The organism is Streptomyces sp. NPDC021562 (assembly GCF_040640875.1).
GTDB lineage: Bacteria > Actinomycetota > Actinomycetes > Streptomycetales > Streptomycetaceae > Streptomyces.
Map to the genome: position 1 here is coordinate 128,164 of NZ_JBFACN010000020.1, position 24,537 is coordinate 152,700.

Consider the following 24,537-nt stretch of genomic DNA (forward strand, 5'->3'; position numbering starts at 1 on the left):
TGCATTGTGCCGTTCATGGCAGCCACCGTGAAAAGACGCCTGTTCATGACCTGGGTTTGTTCGTGCCCTCGGGATAAGGGTCATGCCATGCCGTAGAGCGTTTCCAGGCCAACCAGTTGGACATGCGGGTCCGCGTGTGCGGCCGCGTATGCCTTGTCGTTGAAGCCTGCGCCGCTGAGACACATGAGTCGGGTGCTGGTGGTGTCGTAGCGTCCTGCCTGCGTGATGAGGTCGCGGATGTGCCGGAGGCGTTCGATGTGGGCGACGCCCATGGTGTCGTTCCATTTGGCCTCGCCGATGGCCAGGAGTGGAGGCTGGGCACCGTCGGCGATGCCGATGACCGCCACATCCACTCCGTGTCCGACACGGGCCTTGGGATCGTGCACCACGCCGTGTCCGACCCGGGCGGGCAGACCGCCGACCAGTTCCGGGTCGGCGTGGTGCAGCGCCCAGTCGCGGCAGACCTGCTCGAAATGAGGGCCGAGCACATTACTGGTGAAGCGCCGGCGGCTGGCCTGCCAGACCCGGGCTGCGCTGCCGGGGCGCTCCAACTGGTCCCAGACCGGGCGCATGATGGCGTGGTAGAAGCCAATCAGCGGTTCGGCGATGCGGTAGGTGGGGCGGTTGTCGCGGAAGGCGTCGGCGTCCCGGTGCAGCAGGCCGGCGTCTTCGAGGACGTTGATGGGGTGCGCAATGTCGGTGGCCTTGCGTTCCAGGTACCCGGCCATACCCCCACGGGTTGCGTTCCCGTCGGCGACCGCGGCCAGCACGGACAGGTAGAGGGCGGTGTCCCGCAGGTCGGGCTCTTCTGCGAGCAGATAGCGGGCCTCACGGAACAGGGGGGTCTCTGGGTTGAGGACGGTCCGGACGACCCAGCTGTCGAAGTCGTCGGCTCCGTTCGGGGTATCGCCGCGGGCGAACTCCCGTCGATACGCAGGGGTCCCGCCCACGATCGCGTTGACCTGCATGGCCAGACGCGGGTCTGTGATGTTCCAGAATTCGGCGGCCAGGCGGTGGTCGAGCGGGCGGACAACCAGCTCCAGCCCTGCCCGGCCTCGCAGGGGAGCATTGCCGGACAGCAGTCTGCCCATGAACGACAGCGCCGAGCCACACAACAGCAGCCGGGTACGGGAGCCGCTGCGCTGGTCGCGCAGGGTCCGCAGGGCTTCTTGGATGATCGAGGGAAGCTCCGGGTTCGCCTTGGCGAGGTACGGGAACTCGTCGATCACGACGGGCACTGGCCGGTCGGTGCCCAGCGCGAGGAGTGCGTCGACGGCCTCGGCCCAGTCGGCAAAGTGGTACGGGCTGCTAGGTCGCGCATGCGCGGTGAGTGCGGCACTGATCCGCCGGAGGGACTCGGCATCAGCGGCCTCGGTCGCCCCGAAGTAGAACCCGCCCGCGGCACGGCAGGCCGCGTCGAGCAGGAAGGTCTTGCCCTGCCGACGCCGCCCGGAGACCACACCGAGCGTCGCACCCGGCTGCTCATCCTCGATGAACCGGGTCAGCGCTGACCATTCGTAGTCGCGGTCGAACATCTCGACGGGCTTGTCCATGCCTCTCCGATTCCTGGAAGATAGAATCACACATCTATAAACTGTACCTCTATATTGATGGCCATCGCTGCATCCGCCCAAAGGGCGGGTTTCTGCTGTCCGTTCCCAGACATGTGCAGGCAAGGTGGGCCGATACGACTTGACGCGCCCAGGTAGGTCGCTCGTGACTGTGCAGCACCGTCGGCGATGCTCATGCCATGTGAGGAGCCACGGAACCACAGGGGACACGACGAGATCGCGGAAATGGGCGGCTCGCCGTCCTGGCAGCACAGCGGGAGGACCGGCATGACGCAGGGGCGGAAGATCACAGTCCCTCTCATGAGACCCACCTGACCTGCTGCCACCTTTCCCCGCATCTCGGGGGGAACCTCGCAGCGCCCACTCGCGGCATACCTTGATCGATCACTGCGGGACGGCGTGGAGGGAAGAAACCCACGTACCGAAGCGTGCGGCGTTGATCCTCGCCGAACTCCACCCATCGATCGAGGCTTGCGCCTGGCTGTACGAAGGGAACATGCGTCAGCGGACGTGACCAGGGGGTCCTGACAGTACCTGTATCACCCGGGTCTCCCAGACGCCCTCAACGCCCGTCAACCTGGCCGAGTCGAAAGTGTCGGCAACATTCCTCGGACACCACCGCGGCTGCACCCAATGAGGAGATCGATGGCGGACGCCCAATTCACCACTCGCACAGAACTTTTCGATCTGAGTGGGAAGTACGCCCTTGTCACTGGCGGGACCAGAGGCATCGGGATGATGATGGCGCGCGGCCTGCTCCAGGCGGGCGCCCGCGTTGTCATCAGCTCGCGCACAGCGGACGCGTGCGCGGAGGCACAGCGTCTACTGTCCGAATTCGGCGATGTTCAGGCAATCCCCGCCGACCTGTCCAGGCACGACGAGTGTCAGCGCCTCGCCGATCTCGTCACAGTCGACTCGGAACGCCTGGACATCCTTGTCAACAACGCGGGAGCGATGTGGCGCGAGCCGCTGGCGACATTCCCGGACGAGGCGTGGGACACAGTGATCGACCTGAACCTCAAGTCGCCTTTCTGGCTGGTGCAGGCGCTGCTTCCGGCCCTCCGCAGGGCGGGCACCGCCGACGATCCCGCACGGATCATCAACATCGGCAGCATCGCCGCCATCCACGTCGCCCAGTCGCCCAACTACTCGTACGCCAGCAGCAAAGCGGCACTCCATCAACTCACCCGAGTGCTTGCCAGAGAGCTGGGCCCGCAGCACGTCACGGTGAACGCGGTGGCACCGGGAGTGTTCCCGTCACGGATGACGGCGTCCACGCTCGATGCCATCGGCGACACGGTCGCGGCGGCGGCCCCACTGCGCCGGCTCGGCCGCGACGACGACATGGCGGGTGTCGCCGTGTTCCTCGCCGGCCGGGCCGGGGCCTATCTCACGGGCACCGTCATCCCGGTGGACGGCGGCATCGCGACAACCGCAACAGGCACCCCCTGAACTGGGAACGGGCCTACGGTGAGGAGATGACCACCATGGATCCACGCACCGAGATCCGGGAGTTTCTCAGCTCACGTCGCGCCCGCCTCGCACCCGAACAGGCAGGACTGCCCGCTTACGGCGGCAACCGTAGGGTCAAGGGGCTGCGCCGCGAGGAGGTGGCGCTCCTGGCGGGGGTGTCGGTCGACTACTACGTGCGCATGGAGCGCGGCAGCCTCGTCGGCGCCTCCGACGGCGTGCTCGATGCGTTGGCCTCTGCTCTGCAACTCGACGAGGCCGAGCGCGACCACCTGTTCCACCTGGCGCGCCGCTCCGGGACGCCCAGCGGCCCACGGCGGCGCAGGTCTGCCCCGACAGTGCGCTCGGCACTGCACCAGGTCCTAGACGCGATCTCCGGTGCGCCCGCCTGGATCTGTAACGGGCGTTATGACGTGCTCGCCACGAACCAACTCGCCCGCGCGCTGTTCTCACCGGTGCTGGCCGACCCGCGACGGCCTGCGAACACGGCACGGTTCGTCTATCTGGAAACCGCGGCGGCCAGAGAGTTCTTCGTCGACTACGACCAGGTTGCCGGTGACACGGCCGCGAAGCTGCGCATGGAAGCCGGCCGCAATCCGCACGACGAGGAGCTGATCGCCCTGGTCGGCGAACTGTCAACGCGCAGTGAGCTGTTCCGGCAGCGGTGGGCGTCTCAGGACGTGCGGCTGCACCGGTCCGGACGCAAGCGGGTGCACCATCCGGTCGTGGGCCGGCTCGACTTGGACGTCGAGTCCCTGGAACTGCCCGCCGAACCCGGCCTGCACCTCACCGTGTACACCGCACCGGCTGGCACGCCGACCGCTGACAACGTGGAGCTCCTGGCGTCGTGGGCGGCCACCCGACAGACACCGGCGACCGAGCTCGAAGCGGACCACGGATAGGCCGACGCGATCAGGTCCGGAGGGTGTCGTGCCGGGCACGGAATGGTTGCGGCATGGGTGTCCTGGCGTGGGGGCGGCGGGGCTGCGGCAGCATGACGGCCCATGAGCAGAGACCGGTACGTGGACTTCCTGCGCGCGTGGGCGATCGTTCTGGTGGTCCTCGGCCACTGGCTGATCACGGCCCTGGTCCGGGAGCTCGGCGGCCGGATCCTCGCACCCGAACTGCTGGCGACCGTTCCGTGGACGCAGTGGCTGACCCTCGCGTTCCAGATCATGCCGCTGTTCTTCCTGGCCGGCGGCCACGCCGCGGGCGGCTCCTGGGCGCGGGCCCGGGAGTCCGGGGCCACCGCCGCCGGGTGGCTGGGCCGGCGGGCGCTGCGGCTGCTCCTCCCGGTGGGCGTCTACAGCGGCCTGGTGCTGGTCGCCGTCGTTGTCTGCGCGGCCGCCGGTGTGGACGCGGACACGCTTGCGCTGGTGGGCTGGGCGATGGCGATGCAGTTCTGGTTTCTGCCGGTGTATCTGCTGCTCAGCGCCCTGACTCCGGTGATGTACGCGGCCCACCGGCGCTGGGGGACGCGCGTCCCCCTGGCGATGGGCGCGGTGGCGTCGGCGGTCGACGTGCTCGTGGTGCGGGAGCACACGCCGTACGTCGGGCTGCTCGACTACCTGCTCGTCTGGGGCGTGGCCTACCAGCTGGGTTTCTGCTGGCGTGACGGGCTGCTGACCGGGCGGCGGTACGTGCCGCTCACGATGGCGGCGGGCGGCCTGGCCGCCTTCGCCGCGCTCGTGGCCCTCGGGCCGTTCCCGGTCAGCCTGATCCTGGTGACCGGACAGCACCCCGGCAACACCGACCCGCCGTCCGCCGCGATGCTGGCGTGGGTGGTGGCCCAGGCCGGGCTGTGCCTCCTCGCCGCACCGGCGGTACGGCGACTGCTGGCGCGCGAGCGGCTGTGGCGGGTGGTCCGCTCCCTGAGCGCGGCCAGCATGACGCTGTACCTGTGGCACATGCTGCCGGTGCTGGTCGCCGCCGCCGCGTTCTATCTGACCGGCCTCGCTCCCGAGCCGGGCCTGGGCTCGGGCGCCTGGTGGGCGCTGCGGGTGCCGTGGCTGCTGGTGCTCGGCCTCGTCCTGGCAGGCGTCGTGGCCGCGCTCGGCCCGCTGGAGCGCGCGCTGGCCGTGCTGTACGAGCGGACCAGTCCGGACGCCGGGCTGCGCCGGGCCTGGCCGCTGTGGCTCGGTCTGGCCCTGGACGTCGTCGCGCTGAGCCGGCTGGCCGTGCGGGGGTTCGCACCGGACGGCCGGCTGCCCGTGCTGCCCGCCCTGGGGCTGGCGCTCGGCACGGCCCTGGTGCTGGTCACCCGGTGGGCTTCGACACGTCGAGCCGCCACGGCCCCGGAAGCTGTGCTACGGTGAACGAGTTGCAGTTGTGGTACCCATGAACTTGGTGCGCCTGACGGGAATGTTCATCCATCAGGCGCATTGTTTGTTTTCCGGCATCTCCGGATGGGGCCTCTGCCTACATAAGGAGAATGTCATGGCACAGGGAACCGTGAAGTGGTTCAACTCTGAAAAGGGCTTCGGCTTCATCGAGCAGGACGGCGGCGGCCCCGACGTCTTCGCCCACTACTCGAACATCGCGACCCAGGGCTTCCGTGAGCTCCTCGAGGGCCAGCGGGTCACCTTCGACGTCACGCAGGGCCAGAAGGGCCCGCAGGCGGAGAACATCGTCCCCGCCTGATCACCGGACGCGTATCCGCTCACCGGGGTCCGCACCGTCATGGTGCGGACCCCGGTTTGTGCTGTTTCCAGGAAGGCAGACCACCGCATGCCCCGCAGGCCCCAGAAGTCGAACCGGCGCGCCCCGTCACCCCGACCGTCCGCGTCGTCGTCGACGGAGTTCCGGCTGCCGCAGAACACCACGCCCCCGCTTCCCGCCGTCGAGGACTTCGCGGCTCTGGACATGCCCGCAGGGCTGCTGAAGACCCTCACCGCGCAGGGCGTCACCGCGCCCTTCCCCATCCAGGCCGCCACCCTGCCCAACTCGCTGGCGGGCCGCGACCTGCTCGGACGGGGGCGCACCGGCTCCGGCAAGACCCTCGCGTTCGGCCTGGCGGTCCTGGCCCGTACGGCCGGTCTGCGCGCGGAGCCCAGGGCGCCCCTCGCGCTGGTGCTGGTGCCCACCCGGGAACTCGCCCAGCAGGTGACGGACGCGCTGACCCCCTACGCGACGGCGGTGAACCTCCGGCTGGCCACGGTGGTCGGCGGCCTCTCCCTCACCAAGCAGGCCGGTACGCTCCGCCGCGGCGCGGAGGTGCTCGTCGCGACCCCCGGCAGGCTCAACGACCTCGTGGAGCGCGGTGACTGCGTACTCGACCAGGTGCGCGTCACGGTGCTGGACGAGGCCGACCAGATGACCGACATGGGCTTCCTGCCGCAGATCACCAAGCTGATCGAGCTGGTACGGCCCGACGGCCAGCGCATGCTCTTCTCGGCCACCCTGGACCGCAACATCGACCGTCTGGTGCAGCGGTTCCTGACCGACCCCGTGGTGCACTCCGTGGATCCGTCGGCGGGGGCCGTGACCACCATGGAGCACCACGTGCTCCACCTCCAGGACGAGACCGACAAGAAGGCGGTCACCACGCGGATCGCGGCCCGCGACGGCCGGGTCATCCTCTTCCTCGACACCAAGCGGTCCGCCGACCGGCTCGCCAAGCGACTGCTGGCCGTCGGGGTCCGGGCGGCGGCGCTGCACGGGGGGCGCTCCCAGCCGCAGCGCACCCGCACCCTGGAGCAGTTCAAGAACGGCCAGGTCACCGCGCTGGTGGCGACGAACGTCGCGGCCCGGGGCATACACGTCGACGACCTCGACCTCGTGGTGAACGTGGATCCGCCCACCGACCACAAGGACTACCTCCACCGGGGCGGCCGCACGGCCCGCGCCGGTGACTCCGGCAGCGTGGTCACCCTGGTTCTGCCCGAGCAGCGGCGGGACGTCACCCGGCTGATGTCGGACGCGGGCATCCGTCCGCGGACGGCCCACGTCACGTCGAGCGACGCGGAGCTGGCCGGTATCACCGGCGCCCGCGAGCCCTCCGGCGTGCCCGTCACCATCGAGGTGCCCGAGCCGACGCCGCCGGCGCGGTCCCGCCCGGAGCGGAAGACCGGTGACGAGGGGCGCCGCCGGTCCGCCCGCCGCCGGGGCGGCCGTGGATCCGCAGCGCCGGACGGCGACGTCCGGACCGCGACCGCCCCGGCCCGGACGTCGGCCGGCTCCACCCGCACGGCGGGCAAGAACACTCGGACGAGGGGCACCGGCGCGCAGTCGGAACAGACGGCGAGCGCCACCGGCAGGGCGAGGTCCACCGCCCCGCGGGCGACCGGCTCCACCGGTCAGCCCCGGGGCACGTCCACCCGCGGCACGAAGGGCAACGCCGCCCCGGCGAGGACCGGCACCACCCGGAACCCGGGCGCCGCCTCCGGCAGCACGTCGGGCACCACCGCCGGCACCAACGGCTCCGCCCGCGGCACGAAGGGCTCGACCGCCCGCACGGCGGGCGCACCGGCTCGCACGAGGGGCGCCGCCTCCCGTACCCGGAGCGCCTCCACCCGCGGCGACTGACCGGGGCCCGGCCCCACCGGGCCCCCACCGCGCCCCCCACCCTCACCGCCACCGACTACCGGGCCCCGTCGCTCCACGCCCCCTCCGGCCAACCCCCTACCCGGCGAACGGGCCCGGGATCTCCCCCGAGCCTCGGCGGATCAGGCGGGTCGGCATCACCACCGTGCGGGAGGGGGAGACGTCGCCGTGGATGCGGGCGAAGAGGAGGTGTGCCGCGCTGGTGGCGAGGGCGACCGGGTCCTGGGCGATCACCGTGACCGGAGGGGTCAGCCGGGCGGCGAGCGCGAAGTCGTCGAAGGAGACGAAGGCCAGTTCGGGCGGGAGCACGGTGAGGGCACCGAAGGCGAGGCGTTCGTTGCCGGCCAGCAGAGCCGTCGGCGGGTCGGGCAGCGCCAGCATCCCGGTGACCGCCCGCGCCGCCTCGGGCCCCGACCGCACCCCCTCCCTGACCAGTGCCGGGTCCGCCGCGATCCCGGCCGCCGCCAGCGCCGCGACGTAGCCCCGCCGGCGTTCGCCGAACGTCCAGATCTCCGGTGTGTCGCCGACGTACCCGATCCTGCGGTGGCCGTGTGCCACCAGGGACCCGACGGCCTCGCGGGCCGCACCGAAGTTGTCGACCACCACGGCGTCCACGTCCAGGCCGGGTGCCGCCCGGTCCACGCAGACGATCTTCGTGCCCTGGACCTGGGCGGGGCGCAGGAAGCGGTGGCTGCCCGCCGCCGGGGTGAGGATCAGCCCGTCGACCCGCCGGGCGGTGAACGCGGCGATCACCTCGCGTTCACGGCGCAGGTCGGCCCTGCTGGAGCCGATGAGCATGACGCTGCCGCGCTGCCGGGCGACGTCCTCGGCGGCGGAGGCGACCGCCGCCATGAAGGGGTCGGCGACGTCGTCGACCAACAGCCCTATGGTCTGGCTCAGTTCGCGGGTGCGACGCAACTGGCGAGCCACGTCGTCGCGTTGGTAGCCGAGCTTGCGGACCGCGGCCTCCACCCGGGCGGCGGTCCGCGGGGCGACGGCCGCGTCGCCGTTGACGACTCGGGAGACCGTCATCGCGCTGACGCCCGCTTCCGCGGCGACGTCCTTCATGGTCGGCCGGGTCGCTGCCACGTCACGTCCTCCCGCTGCGTCACGTTTGAGCGTCGACTCGTCAACGTTACCCATTCGACTGCATATCAACAGCCGTACAAACACAGGCATTTGCGGGACAGGCGCAGTGAACGCCGCTCGTGTGCACCACCCTTGACACCCCGCTGTGGGCACCCCAAGAATCAGCCAAGCTGTTAACGATACCAACCAGAAGGCACAACATGGCCTCTGCAAGGGAACCACTGCTCACAGCACACGGCGTGGTCAAGCGTTTCGGCCACGTCCAGGCGCTCTCGGGCGCCGATTTCACGGCATACCCCGGCGAGGTCGTCGCCCTGATCGGTGACAACGGCGCCGGCAAGTCCACTCTGGTGAACGTCCTGTCGGGCGTGCTCGCCCCCGACGCGGGCGAGGTCCGCCTGGACGGCGCGCCCGTGCGGTTCTCCGGGCCGATGGACGCCCAGCGGCACGGCGTCGAGACGGTGTACCAGGACCTGTCGCTCGCCCCCGATCTGGACGCGGCGGCCAACCTCTACCTCGGCCGGGAGATCGTGCGCGGCGGGCTGCTGGGCCGCATCGGCGTGCTCGACCGGCCCGCGATGCGCCGGGAGGCGGTACGCGCCTTCGCCGAACTCGGCGTCGAACTGAAGGATGTGACGGCTCCGGTGACAACGTTGTCCGGCGGCCAGCGGCAGTCCGTCGCGGTGGCCCGCGCGGTCGCCTTCGCGCACAAGGTCATCTTCATGGACGAGCCGACCGCCGCCCTGGGCGTCGTCCAGCGCGCCCGGGTCCTGGAGACCGTGCGCAGAGTCGCCGACCGGGGCATCTGTGTCGTGCTGATCAGCCACAACATGCCCGAGGTGCTGTCGGTGGCGGACCGGGTGGAGGTGCTGCGGCTGGGCCGGCGCGTCGCGTCGTACACCGCGGCCGACACCACGATCGAGGAACTCGTCGGGGCGATGACCGGGTCGCTGGACGGCCCGCACGGGGGCCGGGAAGCGGAGGGCGTGCGATGAGCGTGGAGAGCCGGAAGGCGGCGGCCGTCGGCGGCCGTCCGGGCGTGCCGGACTGGCTCCGGCGGGCCGCGACCCTCAACGAACTGTGGACCTTCGTGATCCTGGTGGCCCTGGTGGCGTTCTTCACCGTCGCCGCGCCGGGCAAGTTCTTCACCACGTACGACATCACCCAGATCGCCGTGAACGCGGCCATCTACCTGGTGCTCGGGGTCGGCATGACGTTCGTGATCATCACGGCGGGCATCGACCTGTCGATCGGCTCGGTGCTGGTGCTGGCCGCGGTGGCCGCGGGTGAGTACAACCTCCACCACGGCGGTCCGAACTCCGGCTGGGGCACGGTCGCGATCTGTGCCGTCATCGCGCTCGCGGTGGGCACGGCGTGGGGCGCGCTGCAGGGCGCGGTGGTGGCGAGCGGCAAGGTGCCGCCGCTGATCGTGACGCTGGGCGGGCTGGGCGCGGCGCTGGGGATCGCCGAACTCGCCACCGGCGGCCAGGATCCCGCCGGGGCGGCCTCCACGCACCTGCAGAACAGCCTCGGTTTCGGCAAGGTGCTCGGCATTCCCTGGATGGTGGTCCTGGCCGCGGTGGTGACGGCGCTGTTCGGCGCGGTGCTGGCCGGCACGCGGTTCGGCGAGCACACCCTCGCGATCGGCTCGAACCCGACCGCCGTGCGACGGGCGGGCATACCGGTGGGCCGGCACCTGGTCAAGGTGTACGGCCTCATGGGGCTGCTGGCCGGGCTCGGCGCGGTGATGTGGCTGGCCTCGTACGGCACGACGTCGATCGCCGGGCACTCCACCGACAACCTGAAGGTGATCACCGCGGTGGTGCTCGGCGGTACCAGCCTGTTCGGCGGCCGGGGTTCGGTGCTGGGCACGGTGATCGGCGTGTTCATCCCGGCGGTGCTGACCACCGGGCTGATCGTGATCGGCGTCCAGCAGTACTGGCAGGACGTCGCGGTGGGCGTGGTGCTGGTCGTGGCCGTCTACGTCGACCAGTTGCGCAGGAAGACCCGGGAACGCGCATGACGAGTGACAAGGAGAAGTCCGTGATGGGGAGCATTCGCAGCAGGCGCGGGTTGCTGGTCGCGGTGGGCACGGTGCTGGCCCTGGGCGCCGCCTCGGCGTGCGGTTCGTCGAACGACGGTGGCGGCTCGGGGAGTTCGGGCGGTGCCAAGGGGAAGAAGGTACGGCTGATCACGGGGGTGAAGAGCGACCCGTTCTACATCACCATGACCTGTGCCGCGCAGCAGGAGGCCAAGGCGAAGGGGATGGACTTCACCGCCGACGGTTCCGCGCAGTGGGACGTGTCGGTGCAGCGCCCGTTGCTCGACTCGGTGGCGGCGGCGCGCCCGGACGGGCTGTTGATCTCGCCGGTCGACACCAGCGCGCTGACGCCTTCGCTCAAGCAGATCCAGTCGGCCGGTACCAAGGTGGCGCTGGTGGACACGACGGTGACCGACGGTTCCGTGGGCATCACCCGGATATCGTCGGACAACGAGAAGGGCGGCCGGGTGGCCGCCGACGCGCTGGCGAAGCTGATGAACGAGAAGGGCTCGGTCATCGTCATCAGCGTGAAGCCCGGCGTGTCGACGACGGACGCGCGGATCAAGGGCTTCACCGAGGAGATGGGCAAGTACCCGGGCATCAAGGTGCTGCCCACGCTCTACGACAACGACCTGCCGGCCACCGCCGCCTCGCAGATCCAGTCGACGCTGGCCGCCCATCCGGACCTGGGGGGCGCGTTCGCGGGCAACACCAACACCGGTACCGGCATCGCCACCGGGCTGAAGCAGGCCGGCAAGCAGGGCGCGGTGAAGGTGGCCGCGTTCGACGCGGAACCGGACGAGGTCGCCGCGCTGAAGGCGGGCACCCTCCAGGTGCTGGTGGCGCAGGACCCGGCGGCGATCGGGAGGCAGGCGGTGGACCAGCTCGCCGACGCCTTCGAGGGCAGGTCGGTGAGCAAGTCGGTCGGCACCGACATGGTGGCGATCACGAAGGACAACATGAACGACCCGTCGACCAGCAAGTACTTCTACAAGTCGCAGTGCTGAGGGGGACTTTGGGGACTTCGGAGGCTCTCTGACGAGGGTTTCTGACGCGCCGACAGCGGCTGGGCGGCCCCTGGTGGGGTCCGCCCGGCCGCCCGTCGCGGGTCCGGCCGGGCCGGTCTCAGCTCAGTGAGCAGGACTCGCCGTTCAGCGTGAAGGCGTACGGTGCGGAGTTCTTGCCGCTCCAGGTGCCGAGGAAGCCGAAGGAGAGGCTGCCGTTCGCGGAGACCGACTGGTTGTAGTCGGCCGCGTCGGCGGAGACCCGGGCGCCGCTCTGGCTGACCGTGGCGTCCCACATCTGGGTGACCTTCTGGCCGTCCCGGAAGGACCACTCGACCCGCCAGCCGGCCAGGGCCCGGGTGGTGCTGACGGTCACGGTGGACTGGAAGCCGTCGTTCCACTGGTTGACCAGGTCGTAGGAGGCCCGGCAGGTGGCCGACGCGGAGGCGCTGGGGTCCGCGGAGCCGGTGGCCCGGTGACCGGGCGCGCTGCTCGCGGTGGCCGAGGCCGTGCCCTGCGGCTCCGGATCGGGGTTGCCGTGGTCCGGCTTGCCGGCGGAGGCGGAGGCGGACGGGGCGCCCGAGGTGGTGTGCGTGGGGGACGGGTCCGCGGTGGAGGGCGGGGCGGAGCCGGGGTCGGCGACGGGCTGCCGGTCGTCGTGCGAGGCGGCCGTCGTGTCGTCACCGGAGCCGCCGCCCATCGGCATCATCGACACGCCGAGCGCGACCAGCGAGATCAGCACCGCCGCGCCGAGCAGTCCGTGGCGCAGCACCTTGCTCCGGCCGGCGCCCTCCCTGGGGTCGCCGGCGTCGTTGTCCGCGGGGACCGGGCGGCCCACGCCGAGCCGCACCTCGGAGGCGCGGCGGCGGCGCTCCAGGTAGGCGAGGCCGCCCCAGCCTATGACCCCGCCGGCGAGCGCCGCGGGCAGTCCGCCGCCGTGCAGCCGCAGACAGGCGGCGGCCTCGGCGCACTGCACGCAGGTGGCGAGGTGCCGGGAGAGGTCGTCGGGCGTGTCGGCCGCGGAGGACCGGGTGACCGCGTCGAGGAGCCGGGCGTAGCTGCGGCACTCGGCGTCCATCGGCGAGTCGAGGTGGGCGCGGTGGCAGCGGTCCCGGAACAGGGCGCGTACCTGCTCCAGTTCCTGGGCGGCGGCGGCCGGGTCGAGACCGAGCCGGCGGGCCACGGAGGACAGCGGCAGCGCCTCCACCTCGGCCAGCCACAGCAGCGACGCGTCCGCGTCCTGCATGTCCCGGAGGCCGCGCAGCGCGATGGGCCGCTGCAACGGCGGCCCCGTGTAGCGTGTGGCCTTCTCCGAGTTCAGCCAGAGCCGGAGGTCCGGGTCGAGCTTGTGGCCGAGCCCCTGCGCCTCCCAGCCGGCGGCCGTGTTGCGCACGGCGGTGAGCAGCAGCGGGATCATCGGCAGCCGGGCGGCGCGCCGTCCGCTGCCGCGCTGGGGCGCGAAGTCCGCCTCGCGGACCTCGCGCATACCGAGCGTGAAGGCCTCGGTGGCCAGTTGATTGGCCGTCAGCGAGCCGGACGTGCACAGGTCGGCGTAGGAGAGCACCGCGTCCCAGCATTCGGAGAACAGCGCTGCCTCGGCGGCGTCCTGAGGGGTCGGCAGGTCAGGCATGGGTCTCCTGCATCCAATGCGAGGTCAACTCACCATAGGGGCGACGGAGTTGGGGGGAACCTCGCGGCAGGACCCGAGCTTTTCACGTCTCCTGCACAACTGACAAGCGGCATATTCAAACCCGGCTACCGGTGGTCGCGCGACGATTTCCCGCCGTCACCCATACCACCGGTCACCGGTGTTGCGTCAACCCGCCCTGCTCAGTGCCGTCCTCGGTGCGGTACTCGGTGCCGTGGCCCACAACTCCGTCCTCTTGTACGGACGGCGACCGCCGTTCGACTCACCGTTCCCGCGAATCTTCTGCCGTCAGCCCGGATCAGGCCTCCGCCGGTTCCTGGGCCCGTTCCTGCGTCGGTTCCTGCGCGGGGAGGCTGTCCATGAAGGAGCTGACCGAGAAGACGGCGCGGCCGGGGCCGGGCGGGCCGTAGCCGGGGGGCGAGGAGAGGCCGAAGTCCTCCATGGTCTGGCGGTAGGCCTGGAGCAGCCGGATGTGGTACTCCAGCGGGGCGCCCTGCGGGTTGGCCTTGCCGAGCGGGGTGGTGGGCTCCGGGCACCAGGTGGTGAAGCGGGGCGTGATGCCCTGCGACATGAAGAAGCGCAGGCCCTCGGTGGTGGAGGCGATCGCCTCGTCGACCGTCTTGAAGCCGAACGGCTCGGCCATCTCCACACCCGCGACGAAGTTGGGGATCACGTTGCGCGCGCCGAAGATCTCGGCCGAGTCCAGGATCCGCCGGTGCCACTCGTCCCGGCCGACGTACCGCTCCTTGCCGGGGCAGTACATCTTGAACAGGTACTCGTCCCACACCTCGTAGTTGGGGTGGTAGATCTGCACCCCGTAGTCCTTGAACCGCTGCACGTCGTCGCGCGGCAGCGCCTGCGCGACGACCTTGCCGATCCAGCGGCCCGGGAAGCGCTCCTCGATGGCCTTGGCGTAGTGGCCGTAGAAGTCGGCCTCGTCCCGCCCGGAGACCGTCTTGGTGATCGCGCCGCCGGTCAGCGTGTAGGCGGTGGACGCCTTCGCGGTGTCGTACCGGTCGATGATCTCCAGGGCCTCCAGGACCTCCTCGACGTCCTTGACCCCGGTGTACGGCCGTCCGGCGGCCTTGTGCTGGCGCCAGTTGTGGTTGATGTCGCAGTACTGGCACTCCTCCTTGGCGCCGAAGTACTGGCAGACCCGGAAGACGGTCAGGTAGATCAGGTAGCCCCACTGGATGGTCGGGGCGACCTCCATCACGGACTTCCCGTTGGAGAGCTTGTGCCGGTAGTACTCGGGCATCGGCGGCACCCCGACGTCCGCGATCCGCTTCCCGTCCAGGTAGAGGCCGAGCATCCCCTCGTCGTCGGCCGCGACCCGGTACGGCGAGGTGGGGTTCACGCGCACCGAGACCACGGTCCGCCGCAGGTCGTAGGGGCCGCCGGTGAGGATGATCTCCTCCGGGGGGCGGCGCAGCGCGGCCTCGCCCAGTTCGGGCAGGGTGCCGTGGTCGAAGGAGAAGATGAAGTACGACTTCGGCTTGACCTCGCCGCTCTCGTTGTCGCTCAGCGCGGACGGGTCGAAGGCGACTCCGCCCCGGAGCAGGTCCTCCTTGAAGACGGCTTCCCGTGGTACGTGCGGGAACCTCTCCATCAGATCCTCGACCAGCGCGGTACGGCTGCCCATCCCGTGTCTCCTCCCGGCTCAGGCGTTCGACTCCTCACGGTATGCCCCCGCCCGGCCGCCGGCCGTGCCGGGTCCCCCACGACGGGCGGTGTGTCCCGGTATCGGGCTTTTCGCGAGGACCCGGGACACGGTCGACGCGGAGACGCCGGCCCGCGCGGCCACGTCCCGTACCGTCGAGGCGCCCCCGCCCGGTGCCGGCCGCGTCCTCTTCGTCACCGCTCGGTTTCCCTCGTCGCGTCGTCCGCGTCGCCTATGAGAGGGCCGTCACGCGGCCCGCTCCAGGACCGACTGGTCGATCGCGTACCGCAGCGCGGCGCCGGTGAGCAGGCGCCTCGCCTCGTCCGCGACGGTGCTGCCGAGCCGCGCGAGCTCGTTGCCCTGGGAGCCCGCGAGGTGCGGGGTGAGGAAGACATTGGGCAGGTCGAAGAGCGGGGAGCCGGCGGGCAGCGGCTCGGGGTCGGTGACGTCGAGGACGGCGCGCAGCCGGCCGGTGCGCGCTTCCCCCACCAGGGCGTCGTGGTCGACCAGTGAGCCGCGCGCGGTGTTGATCAGCACGGCCCCGTCCGGCATCAGGGCGAGTTCGCGGGCGCCTACCAGATGCCGGGTCTCGGGGGTCTCCGGGGCGTGCACGGTGACGATGTCCGAGGTGCGCAGCAACTCGTCCAGCGGCAGCAGGGGGACACCGAGCCGGGCCGCCTCGGCCTGGTCGACGTAGGGGTCGGCGAGGCTGACGATCAGGTCGTGGGGGCGCAGGAGTTCGATGAGACGGCGGCCGATGCGGGAGGCGCCGACGACGCCCACCCGGCGGCGGAAGTTGCCGATGCCGGGGACGATGTCGCCGTAGGGGAAGGAGCGGCGGTCGCGCAGCAGGTCGCGGAAGGCGAAGACGTCCTTCCCGGCGAGCAGGATCATCGCGAGGGTGTACTCGGCGACGGGCAGCGCGTTGGCGGCGGCGGCCGAGGAGACGAGGATGCCGCGCCGCCAGACCTCGGGCGTGGTGAAGCCCTTGACCGAGCCGGCCGCGTGCAGCACGGCGCGCAGCTCGGGCGCGGCGTCCAGGACCGCCGTGTCCAGGACCGGGCAGCCCCAGCCGGTGACGAGCACCTCGGTGCGGGCGAGCGCCTCCCGGACCCGGGTGTCGGTGAAGTCCTGCGCCACCAGAGTGGGATCGATGTCCACGGACTCACGCAGCCGCGCGAGCACCTCAGGCGGGAAGACGTGCGGCACGTTCTGGGCCGTCATGGCGAACAGAGCCTGGGGACGCTCGGGCAAGGAAGTGACCTTCCGGTCTCGGTGACGCACGGACAGCAACCGGTCTCTACCGTAGGTATCGGCGCATGAGAGGGTCAACGGACAGGTACTCCCCGAAGGGGGACAGGGATGGGACGGCAGGGATGACGGATCCGGCGCAGACGGTCACCAACTGGGCACGCAACATCACGTACACGGCGAAGGAGTTCCACCGCCCGGACTCGGCGGACGCGCTGCGGTCCCTGGTGGCGGGCAGTGCGCGGGTGCGGGTGCTGGGCAGCGGGCACTCCTTCAACCGCATCGCCGACCCGGGGCCGGAGGGCGTGCTGGTGTCGATCGCCGGGCTGCCGCCGCGGATCGAGGTGGACGCGGCCGCCCGTACGGTGCGGGTGGCGGGCGGCGTGCGGTACGCCGAACTGGCCCGCGCGGTGCACGCGCAGGGCCTCGCGCTGCCCAACATGGCCTCGCTGCCGCACATCTCGGTGGCCGGTTCGGTCGCCACCGGCACCCACGGTTCGGGCGTGGCCAACGGGCCGCTCGCGGCGCCCGTACGCGAGGTGGAGCTGGTCCTCGCCGACGGTTCGACGGTGACGATCGCGCGCGGGGACGCCCGTTTCGACGGTGCGGTGACCTCGCTGGGCGCGCTCGGGGTCGTCACCGCGCTCACCCTGGACCTGGAGCCGGCGTACGAGGTCGAGCAGTCGGTCTACGTCGAACTGCCGATGGAGGGAATGGACTTCGCCGCCGTGACCGGGGCCGCGTACAGCGTGAGCCTGTTCACCGACTGGCGGGACCCTGGGTTCCGGCAGGCGTGGGTGAAGCGGCGCACCGACGAGGCGGCCGTGGAGTTCGGCTGGGGTGTGCCCGCGAAGGTGGCGATGCACCCGGTGCCGGGCATGCCGGGCGGCAACTGCACCGAGCAGTTCGGGGTGCCGGGGCCCTGGCACGAGCGGCTACCGCACTTCCGGGCGGAGTTCACGCCGAGCAGCGGGGACGAACTCCAGTCGGAGTACCTGCTGCCGAGGTCGGCGGCGGTGGCCGCGCTGCACGCGGTCGACGGCGTCCGCCGGCCGGTCTCCGCGGTGCTGCAGACCTGCGAGGTGCGGACGGTCGCCGCCGATCCGCAGTGGCTCAGCCCCGCCCACGGCCGGGACTCGGTCGCCCTGCACTTCACCTGGGTGGACGACGCGGCGGCCGTGCTGCCGGTGGTGCGCCGGCTGGAGGAGGCGCTGGAGCCGTTCGATCCGCGCCCGCACTGGGGCAAGGTGTACGCGATGTCCGGTGAGGCGCTGCGCGGCCGCTACCCGCGGCTCGCGGACTTCCGCGCCCTGGCCCGGGACCTGGACCCCGACGGGAAGTTCACGAACCCGTTCGTGGCGGAGGTGCTGCGGGACTGACCGCCGGGGCCGCCCGCCGGACTTAATCCAACCCTTAAGGTAATGGCTTGTCGAAAGCGCTTCCCACGTCATAGCGTTGCGTCGTGTGAAGCACACATCACGGGACATCCGCACCGCCAACCGCTATGAGGTGCTCCGGCACATCATCGCCGCATCTCCCACGTCACGGCAGGAGCTGGCGTCCGTCACCGGGCTGAGCCTGGCCACGGTCGCCACGCTCGTCGGGGAGCTGCTCGACCTGCGGATGATCACGGAGGTCGGCTTCGAGGACTCCGCGGGCGGCCGCCCCCGCGGGCTGGTGGCGGTCAACGCCCCGGGGGGCGCGCTGATCGGCGTCGACATCGCCGAGACCTACGTCCACGTCGAGCTGTTCGACCTCGCGTTGACCGTGCTGGCCCGCGCGGACGAGGACATGCGGCCCGGCGAGAACCGGCCCGAGCAGGTGGTGGCCCAGGTCGCCGCCGCCGTCGGCTCGGTGGTGGCCCAGGCCGGTGTGGAGGGTGCACGGGTGCTCGGTGTCGGGGTGAGCGTGCCCGGCCAGGTGGACCGGGACACCGGCATCGCCGAGTACGCGCCCAACTGGGACTGGCACGACGTCCCGTTGCTCGACCTGCTCGCCGAGCACATCGCCTACCCCCTCCACCTGGACAACCCGCTGCGCGCCTGCGCGGTGGCCGAGCAGTGGTTCGGGGCGGCCCGCGGACGCGGGGACACCGTGGTGGTGAACCTCGGCACCGGGGTCGGCGCCGGGCTCGCCCTCGGCGGCGGCCTGCACCGGGGGGTGAGCAACAGCGCCGGCGAGTGGGGTCACACGACGCTCGTGCTCGACGGACGGCCCTGCCACTGCGGCAACCGGGGGTGTGTGGAGACGTACGTCGGCGCCCCCGGGATCATGCTGAACCTGCGCGAGGCGAGCCCGCACAGCCCGCTGCTGCACCCCGACGACCAGACCGCCACCGTCGACGCGCTGGCCAGGGGCGTGGCCGACGGCGACCCGGTCGCGGTCCAGGTGGTCCGGGACACCGCCCGCTACATCGGCGCCGGGGTCGCCAACCTGGTCAACCTGCTCAACCCCGAACTGGTCGTGCTCAGCAGCTGGGTGGCCCGCCGGCTCGGCGAACCGCTGCTCCACGAGGTGCGCGAGGCCGTGCGCCGGCACGCTCTCGGGCGGCCGTTCGCCGCGACCGAGATCGTCCTCTCCCCCATCCCGAGCGACCCGGTCTGCCTGGGCGCGGCCACCTTCGCACTGGAGGGCGCGCTGCGGCCGGTGCGACTGCGCGGCGGTGGGCGCGCGAGCCGGACACCGGCGGCTTCCCGCTGATCGGCATGACGTCCTCCCGCTGATCGACGTGCCGTTCCCCCGCTGATCGACCGGCGTTGCCCCGCTGATGCCGTGGCCTCCGGTGATGATCGACCAGTCCAAATCGCCCGTCGATTAATCCATTGCCGGGCCCCTCGGCGCTCTGCGAACGTCGGGACGTATCCGCGGCCGGTCGGCCTCACACCGGCCGGCCGTACGTCGTGTACGGAACGAGGGAGGCCCCCGGCGTGGCCGGAAACATCGAGGTCCGCGGTCTGTCCCGCACCTTCCACACCACTGTCAGGCGCCCGGGCTTCACGGGCGCCCTGCGGTCCCTGGTCAACCCCGAACGCGTCGAGAAACACGCCGTCCTGGACATCTCCTTCGACGTCGCCGCGGGCGAACTCCTCGCCCTGCTCGGCCCGAACGGCGCGGGCAAGTCGACCACCATCAAGATGCTCACCGGCATCCTCACGCCGACCTCCGGCGAGGCCCGCGTCGCCGGTGTGGTGCCGTACCTGGAGCGGGAACGCAACGCCCGAAACATCGGTGCGGTGTTCGGGCAGCGCACCCAGCTGTGGTGGGACCTGCCGGTGCGGGAGTCGTTCGCGATCCTGCGGGACATCTACGAGGTGCCCAAGGCCGAACACGAGGCCCGCCTGAGGGAGTTCGACGACCTGCTGGAACTCTCCGCGTTCTGGGACACCCGGGTGCGCCACCTGTCGCTCGGCCAGCGGGTGCGCTGCGACCTGGCCGCCGCGCTGCTGCACGACCCGCCGGTCGTCTTCCTGGACGAACCGACCATCGGCATGGACGTGGTGGTGAAGGAACAGGTCCGCGAGTTCCTGCGGTACCAGGTGGCCGAACGCGGCCGTACCGTGCTGCTCACCACCCACGACATGACCGAGGTGGAGCGGCTCGCCGAGCGGGTGGTGCTGGTCAACCACGGCCGGCTGGTCCTCGACGGCTCGCTGGACGAGATGCGCCACCGGTTCGGCTCGACCTGGCAGGTGCGGGCCACGCTCGCCGACGCGCACACCCCGGTCGGCCCGCTGCCCGGCGTCGCCCTGGTGCGCCGGGAGGGCCCGCAGGCGGTGTTCGGCCCGGACGGTCCGGCCGCGCCCACGGTCCACGAGGCGCTGAAGCTGGTCATCGAGCGGTACGAGGTGACGGGCGTCGCGGTGGACGAGGCGGACCTGGAGGACGTCATGCGGGCGGCCTACGCGCAGGCGAAGGCCGAGGTCTGAGATGGCCCTCCCGTACGCCTGGCGCGCCGCCCGGGTCACCCCGCTCGGCGAGCTGTACACCCCGCCCCGGATGACCGGGGTCCTGCTGCGGCTGACCGTGCAGGTGGTGCTGGTCGCCTCGCTGTGGCGGGGCCTGTACGCCCAGTCCGGTACGACCGCGGGTCTGGACCGCGACCAGGCCGTCACCTACGCGGTGCTGGCCGTGCTCGCCTCCCGGCTGCGGGAGCTGGACCAGTACGCGGGCCGGGACTCCGTGATGCAGCACATGCACTTCGGCACCATCGTCTACTGGTACCTGCGTCCGCTGCCGCCCCAGCGCTACCACGCGCTGCGCGCGGTCGGCGAGCAGCTGTACGGTCTGGCCTGGGCGTCGGCGGGGTACGCGGTCTGTCTGGCGGCCGGGGTCGTCGAGCCGCCGCGGTCGGCCGCGGTGGCGGCGGTGTCCGCGCTCAGCCTGCTGCTCGGCCAGCTGGTCCTCTACTACGTCATGCTCCTCATCGACCAGTTCTGCTTCTGGACGCTGCGCAACACCGCGGCGATGCTGATCCTGGTCTTCGCGCAGAACCTGCTGTCCGGGGTGTACGCGCCGCTGTGGTTCTTCCCGCACTGGTTCGTCGTCCTCAGCTCCTTCCTGCCGTTCCAGGCGACCCTGAGCGTGCCGCTGTCGCTGTACGTGGGCCGGATCCCGCTGTCGGACGCCGGTTTCCAGCTCGGCGTCCAGGCCGGCTGGGCCGTGGCGCTGCACCTCTTCACCCGTTTCGTGTGGCGGCGGGCCGCCCGCCGTGTCATCTCCCAGGGAGGCTGAGGCCGTTGAACGCCGTCCGGATCGCCTGGCGCATCACGCGCCTCAACTTCCGCGCGCAACTGGAGTACCGCACCGAGTTCCTGATGATGATCGCGATCGGCGCGGTCTGGCAGGTGTCGGTGATCGTGTTCGCGACCGTGCTGCTCACCCGGTTCACCGGTATGGGCGGCTGGGACAGCGCGGACGTCCTGCTCATCCCGGCGACGCGGATGCTGGCCCACGGCCTGTTCGTGCTGTTCCTCGGCCGGGTGCACGGGGTGGGCCGGTACATCCAGGAGGGCCGGATCGACGCCTATCTGCTCCGCCCGCTGCCCGTGCACCGGCAGGTGCAGCTGGAGTACTTCCCCACCAACGCGATCGGCGACCTGACGGTGGCCGCCGGTCTGATGGTGGGCGCGCTCGGGCGCAGCCACCTCGACTGGACGGCGGGCCGGGTCTCGTACCTGATCGCGGCGGTCCTGGGCGGGATGCTGCTGGAGGCGGCCCTGTTCACGGTGGTGGCCTGTGCCTCCCTGCGCTACCCGGCCGCCGACTACTGGAGCCGCTGGCTGGAGGAGCTCCTCGGCACCTTCGGCAGCTACCCGCTGAACGTGCTGCCCCGGGCGGTCGGCGGGCTGCTCACCTACGGCCTTCCGCTCGCCTTCGTCGCCTACCTGCCGGTCGCGGTCCTCACCGGCCACGGCCACTCGACCGTTGTCCCCTATTGGCTGGCGGCGGGCTCGCCCCTCGTCGGCCTGCTGCTGTACCTGGCCTCCCGGGGGTTGTGGCGGTGGGCGCTGGGCCACTACACGGGGGTCAACGGCTGACCGCTCCGCGGTGTCAGGGGTGTCAGGTGCGCCCCGCGCTGCGGATCGGGGTGCCCAGGCCGGCGGCGCCGACGAGGGCGCAGCACGCTCCGGCGACGGCGGCCACCGGGCCGGTGCCGTACTGTTCGGCCGCCCAGGTGAGGACGGCCGCGCCGATCGGCGCGAGCGAGTACTGCAGGGTCCAGTGGGCGGAGGTGACCCGGCCCAGGAGATGTTCGGGGGTGATCTCCTGGCGCAGGGACATGGAGCAGGTGCCCGCCATGCCCGCGCAGCCCAGGTAGACGGCGCCGAGGACGGCCACGGCGGGTACCGGGCGGACCCAGCCGAGCCCGGCGAAGGCCACTCCGCACAGCGCCGTCGAGCCGATCCAGGTCGGTCCGAACCCCAGCCGCCGCCGGAGCCGGGCGACCAGCAGGGCCCCGGCGACGGTGCCGGCGGCGCCGACCGCCAGCACCGTGCCGACCGTGCCGTCGTCGTGCCCGAGGTCGTGCTTCAGGTGATAGATGATCAGGTCGTTGATGCCGAGGCTGAGGAAGCTGAAGACGGCGAGGAGACCGGTGAGCGAGCGCAGCACGGGCCGGCGGACCAGGTACGCGATCCCGGTGCGCAGGTCGCGCCAGAGGCCCGTATCCTCGGGCGGGCGCTCGTCCCCGGCGCGCTCCCGGACCCGTACGAGCAGCAGGCAGCCCGCCGAGACCGCGTAACTGGCCGCGTCCACGGCCACGGCGTCGGCGGGGCCCGTCCAGGCGGCCACCAGGCCCGCGCCGAGCGGCCCGAGGACGCCGGCCGCGGCCGCGGTGGCGTTCAGCCGGCCGTTGGCCTCGGTCAGCCGGCCGGTGCCGACGAGTCCGCGTACGACGGTGACGTACCCGACGGCGAAGAGCATGCCGACGGCCTCGCACAGGGGCAGGACCACGTACAGCAGCCAGAGGTGCGGCCCCGCGAGCCAGACGACGGGCACCAGGCCGTACAGGACCATGCGGACCAGGTCGCAGGCGATGAGGAGCTTACGGCGGTCGACCCGGTCCACGACCACCCCGGCGAAGACCGCCGCCAGCACCATCGCGACGCCGCCGGCGCCCGTCAGCAGGCCCATCCGGGCCACCGAGCCGGTCGCCTGGAGGACGAGCAGGGGCAGCGCGATCAGACTGAAGGAGTCGCCCAGGACGGACAGCGTCTGGGCGAGCCAGAAGAACCCGAAGTCCCGCTGCCGCCACAACGGCCTGCTCTCCACCGCGCGCCGTGGCACCGCCGGTGCCACGCGCCGCGCCCGGTACGCCACGGCTCCCCCTCCCCCTCCCGCCTCCCGGCCGCCCCAAGCCGCCCGTGAGGCCAGGTACATGACGCATCGTACGGTGCGCCGAGAAAATGACGCGGACGCCAAACCTAGTGGTCCTAGGATATTATCTAGGAAGCCTAGGGGAGGTGGCGTCGTATGGCCCGTGCCGGGATCACGGCCGACCTGCTGGTCTCGGCCGCGGCCGAGCTGGCCGACGAGGTCGGGTTCGAACAGGTCACGCTGTCCGCGCTGGCCCGCCGGTTCGGCGTGAAGGACGCGAGTCTGTACGCGCACGTCCGGAGCCTCAAGGACCTGCGCCACCGGCTCGCGCTCCTCGCGGGCGGCGAGATGATCGACCGGATCGCCGTGGCCGTGGCCGGGCTCTCCGGGAAGGACGCGCTGGCCGCCTACGCCGACGCCTACCGGGCGTACGCCCTCACCCACCCCGGTCGTTACGCGGCCACCCAGATCCGGGTCGACCCCGCGCTCGTCGACGCGGACGCCCCGGCCATGCGCCGCACCGTGGAGATCACCTACGGCATGCTGCGCGGCTACGGCCTGGCCGAACCCGATCTCACCGACGCCGTCCGCCTGTTGCGCGCCACCTTCCACGGCTACTGCGCCCTGGAGGCCAGTGGTGGGTTCAACGCCCCACGGGACGTCCGCGCGTCCTGGGACCGGGCGATCGACGCCCTGCACACCGCCCTTGGGCACTGGCCCCGAGAGGACCCCGATCACCATGTCTGACCTGTACTACGACGTCACCGGCAGCGGCCCCGTCCTGCTGGTCGTGCCGGGCGGCGCGGGCCACCCCATGGGGCTGGGCCCGTTCACCGAACAGCTGGCGGCGCACTTCACCGTCGTCACCCACGACCCGCTGGGCCTCGCCCACGGCCGGCTGGGCGCCCCCGTCGCCGACCAGCGCGTGCCGGACTGGAGCGACGGCGCGCACCGGATCCTGGAGGAGGTGCTGCCCGAGGGCGAGTCGGCGTACGTCCTCGGCAGCAGCGCCGGCGGCATCGCGGCCCTCGACCTGCTGGCCCGCCACCCCGCCCGGCTGCGGCACGTCATCGTCCACGAGCCGCCGTGCGTCACGCTGCTGCCGGACGGGGAGCGGCTGCGGGCGGAGCTGATCGGCCAACTCGAGGGCGGCCGCCGCGACTCCGGTGAGGTGACCCCGTTCACCGTGTTCCTCGACCACGTCCTGCGCCCGTTCACCGCCTACCGGCCGCAGGAGGGTCTGCCCCGGCTCACCGTGGCCGCCGGGACGGAATCCCGGGAGCAACTCCTGCACCGGACCGCGCAGTCCGTCGCCGCTCACACCGGCGGCGCCTTCGCCGAGTTCCCGGGCGGCCACCTGGGCGCACTGGAACACCCCGGCGCGTTCGCGGACCGGGTCGGGCGGACGCTGCTCGCGTGCGGACCCGGCCCCTCGTGACGCACCC

22 protein-coding genes are annotated in these 24,537 nt (G+C 71.7%); 15 read left to right on the plus strand and 7 right to left on the minus strand.

Features of this window, described 5'->3' with window-relative positions; genetic code table 11:
- Positions 1–80 precede the first annotated feature (80 nt).
- Positions 81–1,553 (minus strand): ATP-binding protein, encoded by a 1,473-nt coding sequence (locus AB0G52_RS28705; RefSeq protein ID WP_361340020.1) that lies wholly within the window; start codon positions 1,551–1,553, stop codon positions 81–83.
- 663 nt (positions 1,554–2,216) lie between these two features.
- Between AB0G52_RS28705 and AB0G52_RS28710 the strand changes: the two genes are divergently transcribed.
- From AB0G52_RS28710 to AB0G52_RS28730, 5 genes are all read left to right on the plus strand, one after another.
- Positions 2,217–3,023, plus strand: coding sequence for an SDR family oxidoreductase (locus AB0G52_RS28710; protein ID WP_361340023.1), 807 nt, complete (start codon positions 2,217–2,219; stop codon positions 3,021–3,023).
- Positions 3,024–3,049: 26 nt separating this feature from the next.
- Complete coding sequence (locus AB0G52_RS28715; RefSeq protein ID WP_361340026.1) at positions 3,050–3,943, plus strand: helix-turn-helix transcriptional regulator; 894 nt, start codon at positions 3,050–3,052, stop codon at positions 3,941–3,943.
- A gap of 102 nt (positions 3,944–4,045) precedes the next feature.
- Entirely contained in the window at positions 4,046–5,356 is a 1,311-nt protein-coding gene (locus AB0G52_RS28720; RefSeq protein WP_361340029.1) for an acyltransferase, read from the plus strand.
- A gap of 121 nt (positions 5,357–5,477) precedes the next feature.
- Entirely contained in the window at positions 5,478–5,681 is a 204-nt protein-coding gene (locus tag AB0G52_RS28725; protein ID WP_132890026.1) for a cold-shock protein, read from the plus strand.
- An 87-nt stretch (positions 5,682–5,768) separates the two neighbouring features.
- Positions 5,769–7,565, plus strand: coding sequence for a DEAD/DEAH box helicase (locus AB0G52_RS28730; protein WP_361340032.1), 1,797 nt, complete (start codon positions 5,769–5,771; stop codon positions 7,563–7,565).
- Positions 7,566–7,661: 96 nt separating this feature from the next.
- On the opposite strand, the gene AB0G52_RS28735 is transcribed toward AB0G52_RS28730, so the two are convergent.
- Positions 7,662–8,651: a LacI family DNA-binding transcriptional regulator gene (locus tag AB0G52_RS28735; RefSeq protein WP_361340107.1), complete on the minus strand. Its 990-nt coding sequence runs from the start codon at positions 8,649–8,651 to the stop codon at positions 7,662–7,664.
- Positions 8,652–8,872: 221 nt separating this feature from the next.
- Between AB0G52_RS28735 and AB0G52_RS28740 the strand changes: the two genes are divergently transcribed.
- From AB0G52_RS28740 to AB0G52_RS28750, 3 genes are read left to right on the plus strand one after another with little or no spacing between them, the layout of a single operon-like run.
- Entirely contained in the window at positions 8,873–9,667 is a 795-nt protein-coding gene (locus AB0G52_RS28740) for an ATP-binding cassette domain-containing protein (RefSeq protein ID WP_132890027.1), read from the plus strand.
- Positions 9,664–10,695, plus strand: coding sequence for an ABC transporter permease (locus tag AB0G52_RS28745; RefSeq protein ID WP_361340035.1), 1,032 nt, complete (start codon positions 9,664–9,666; stop codon positions 10,693–10,695). The genes AB0G52_RS28740 and AB0G52_RS28745 overlap by 4 nt, the downstream gene beginning before the upstream one ends.
- Positions 10,692–11,720 (plus strand): ABC transporter substrate-binding protein, encoded by a 1,029-nt coding sequence (locus tag AB0G52_RS28750; protein ID WP_361340038.1) that lies wholly within the window; start codon positions 10,692–10,694, stop codon positions 11,718–11,720. The genes AB0G52_RS28745 and AB0G52_RS28750 overlap by 4 nt, the downstream gene beginning before the upstream one ends.
- 118 nt (positions 11,721–11,838) lie before the next feature.
- Here AB0G52_RS28750 and AB0G52_RS28755 read toward each other — a convergent pair whose 3' ends face one another.
- The 4 genes from AB0G52_RS28755 to AB0G52_RS28770 all read right to left on the minus strand — a co-directional run bounded on the left by AB0G52_RS28755 (position 11,839) and on the right by AB0G52_RS28770 (position 16,279).
- Positions 11,839–13,347: a cellulose-binding domain-containing protein gene (locus AB0G52_RS28755; RefSeq protein ID WP_361340040.1), complete on the minus strand. Its 1,509-nt coding sequence runs from the start codon at positions 13,345–13,347 to the stop codon at positions 11,839–11,841.
- 316 nt (positions 13,348–13,663) lie between these two features.
- Positions 13,664–15,007, minus strand: coding sequence for a radical SAM protein (locus tag AB0G52_RS28760; RefSeq protein ID WP_132890029.1), 1,344 nt, complete (start codon positions 15,005–15,007; stop codon positions 13,664–13,666).
- An 18-nt stretch (positions 15,008–15,025) separates the two neighbouring features.
- Positions 15,026–15,223 (minus strand): LacI family DNA-binding transcriptional regulator, encoded by a 198-nt coding sequence (locus AB0G52_RS28765; protein ID WP_361340044.1) that lies wholly within the window; start codon positions 15,221–15,223, stop codon positions 15,026–15,028.
- A 48-nt stretch (positions 15,224–15,271) separates the two neighbouring features.
- On the minus strand, positions 15,272–16,279 hold the full coding sequence (locus AB0G52_RS28770) for a hydroxyacid dehydrogenase (RefSeq protein WP_132890030.1): 1,008 nt from the start codon (positions 16,277–16,279) through the stop codon (positions 15,272–15,274).
- 122 nt (positions 16,280–16,401) lie between these two features.
- Between AB0G52_RS28770 and AB0G52_RS28775 the strand changes: the two genes are divergently transcribed.
- The 5 genes from AB0G52_RS28775 (at position 16,402) to AB0G52_RS28795 (ending at position 21,813) form a co-directional block, all read left to right on the plus strand.
- A complete protein-coding gene (locus AB0G52_RS28775; protein ID WP_361340047.1) occupies positions 16,402–17,655 on the plus strand; it encodes an FAD-binding protein in 1,254 nt (417 codons plus the stop codon).
- Between the two features lie 85 nt (positions 17,656–17,740).
- A complete protein-coding gene (locus AB0G52_RS28780) occupies positions 17,741–18,976 on the plus strand; it encodes an ROK family protein (protein ID WP_132890032.1) in 1,236 nt (411 codons plus the stop codon).
- Positions 18,977–19,203: 227 nt separating this feature from the next.
- Positions 19,204–20,202 carry an ATP-binding cassette domain-containing protein gene (locus AB0G52_RS28785; protein WP_361340051.1) on the plus strand — a complete coding sequence of 333 codons (999 nt, stop codon included), beginning with the start codon at positions 19,204–19,206 and terminating at the stop codon, positions 20,200–20,202.
- Between the two features lies 1 nt (position 20,203).
- Positions 20,204–21,007, plus strand: coding sequence for an ABC-2 family transporter protein (locus AB0G52_RS28790; protein ID WP_361340054.1), 804 nt, complete (start codon positions 20,204–20,206; stop codon positions 21,005–21,007).
- A 5-nt stretch (positions 21,008–21,012) separates the two neighbouring features.
- Positions 21,013–21,813 carry an ABC-2 family transporter protein gene (locus AB0G52_RS28795; protein WP_132890035.1) on the plus strand — a complete coding sequence of 267 codons (801 nt, stop codon included), beginning with the start codon at positions 21,013–21,015 and terminating at the stop codon, positions 21,811–21,813.
- A gap of 22 nt (positions 21,814–21,835) precedes the next feature.
- On the opposite strand, the gene AB0G52_RS28800 is transcribed toward AB0G52_RS28795, so the two are convergent.
- On the minus strand, positions 21,836–23,095 hold the full coding sequence (locus AB0G52_RS28800) for an MFS transporter (protein WP_361340057.1): 1,260 nt from the start codon (positions 23,093–23,095) through the stop codon (positions 21,836–21,838).
- Positions 23,096–23,248: 153 nt separating this feature from the next.
- On the opposite strand from AB0G52_RS28800, the gene AB0G52_RS28805 reads away from it, so the two are divergent.
- Both AB0G52_RS28805 and AB0G52_RS28810 read left to right on the plus strand, forming a co-directional pair.
- Positions 23,249–23,839, plus strand: a complete 591-nt coding sequence (locus AB0G52_RS28805) for a TetR/AcrR family transcriptional regulator (RefSeq protein WP_361340060.1) — start codon at positions 23,249–23,251, stop codon at positions 23,837–23,839.
- Entirely contained in the window at positions 23,832–24,530 is a 699-nt protein-coding gene (locus AB0G52_RS28810) for an alpha/beta hydrolase (protein WP_361340063.1), read from the plus strand. Before AB0G52_RS28805 ends, AB0G52_RS28810 begins: the two co-directional genes overlap by 8 nt.
- The last annotated feature ends 7 nt before the right edge of the window (positions 24,531–24,537 follow it).

What these genes read in the sequence shown, in the direction of transcription:
- AB0G52_RS28790 (WP_361340054.1), top strand. Translation starts at nt 20,204, where the DNA reads ATGGCCCTCCCGTACGCCTGGCGCGCCGCCCGGGTCACCCCGCTCGGC.
- AB0G52_RS28710 (WP_361340023.1), top strand. Translation starts at nt 2,217, where the DNA reads ATGGCGGACGCCCAATTCACCACTCGCACAGAACTTTTCGATCTGAGT.
- AB0G52_RS28755 (WP_361340040.1), bottom strand. Translation starts at nt 13,347, where the DNA reads ATGCCTGACCTGCCGACCCCTCAGGACGCCGCCGAGGCAGCGCTGTTC.
- AB0G52_RS28745 (WP_361340035.1), top strand. Translation starts at nt 9,664, where the DNA reads ATGAGCGTGGAGAGCCGGAAGGCGGCGGCCGTCGGCGGCCGTCCGGGC.
- AB0G52_RS28740 (WP_132890027.1), top strand. Translation starts at nt 8,873, where the DNA reads ATGGCCTCTGCAAGGGAACCACTGCTCACAGCACACGGCGTGGTCAAG.
- AB0G52_RS28805 (WP_361340060.1), top strand. Translation starts at nt 23,249, where the DNA reads ATGGCCCGTGCCGGGATCACGGCCGACCTGCTGGTCTCGGCCGCGGCC.
- AB0G52_RS28735 (WP_361340107.1), bottom strand. Translation starts at nt 8,651, where the DNA reads ATGAAGGACGTCGCCGCGGAAGCGGGCGTCAGCGCGATGACGGTCTCC.
- AB0G52_RS28775 (WP_361340047.1), top strand. Translation starts at nt 16,402, where the DNA reads ATGACGGATCCGGCGCAGACGGTCACCAACTGGGCACGCAACATCACG.
- AB0G52_RS28730 (WP_361340032.1), top strand. Translation starts at nt 5,769, where the DNA reads ATGCCCCGCAGGCCCCAGAAGTCGAACCGGCGCGCCCCGTCACCCCGA.
- AB0G52_RS28725 (WP_132890026.1), top strand. Translation starts at nt 5,478, where the DNA reads ATGGCACAGGGAACCGTGAAGTGGTTCAACTCTGAAAAGGGCTTCGGC.
- AB0G52_RS28720 (WP_361340029.1), top strand. Translation starts at nt 4,046, where the DNA reads ATGAGCAGAGACCGGTACGTGGACTTCCTGCGCGCGTGGGCGATCGTT.
- AB0G52_RS28810 (WP_361340063.1), top strand. Translation starts at nt 23,832, where the DNA reads ATGTCTGACCTGTACTACGACGTCACCGGCAGCGGCCCCGTCCTGCTG.
- AB0G52_RS28750 (WP_361340038.1), top strand. Translation starts at nt 10,692, where the DNA reads ATGACGAGTGACAAGGAGAAGTCCGTGATGGGGAGCATTCGCAGCAGG.
- AB0G52_RS28705 (WP_361340020.1), bottom strand. Translation starts at nt 1,553, where the DNA reads ATGGACAAGCCCGTCGAGATGTTCGACCGCGACTACGAATGGTCAGCG.
- AB0G52_RS28715 (WP_361340026.1), top strand. Translation starts at nt 3,050, where the DNA reads ATGACCACCATGGATCCACGCACCGAGATCCGGGAGTTTCTCAGCTCA.
- AB0G52_RS28760 (WP_132890029.1), bottom strand. Translation starts at nt 15,007, where the DNA reads ATGGGCAGCCGTACCGCGCTGGTCGAGGATCTGATGGAGAGGTTCCCG.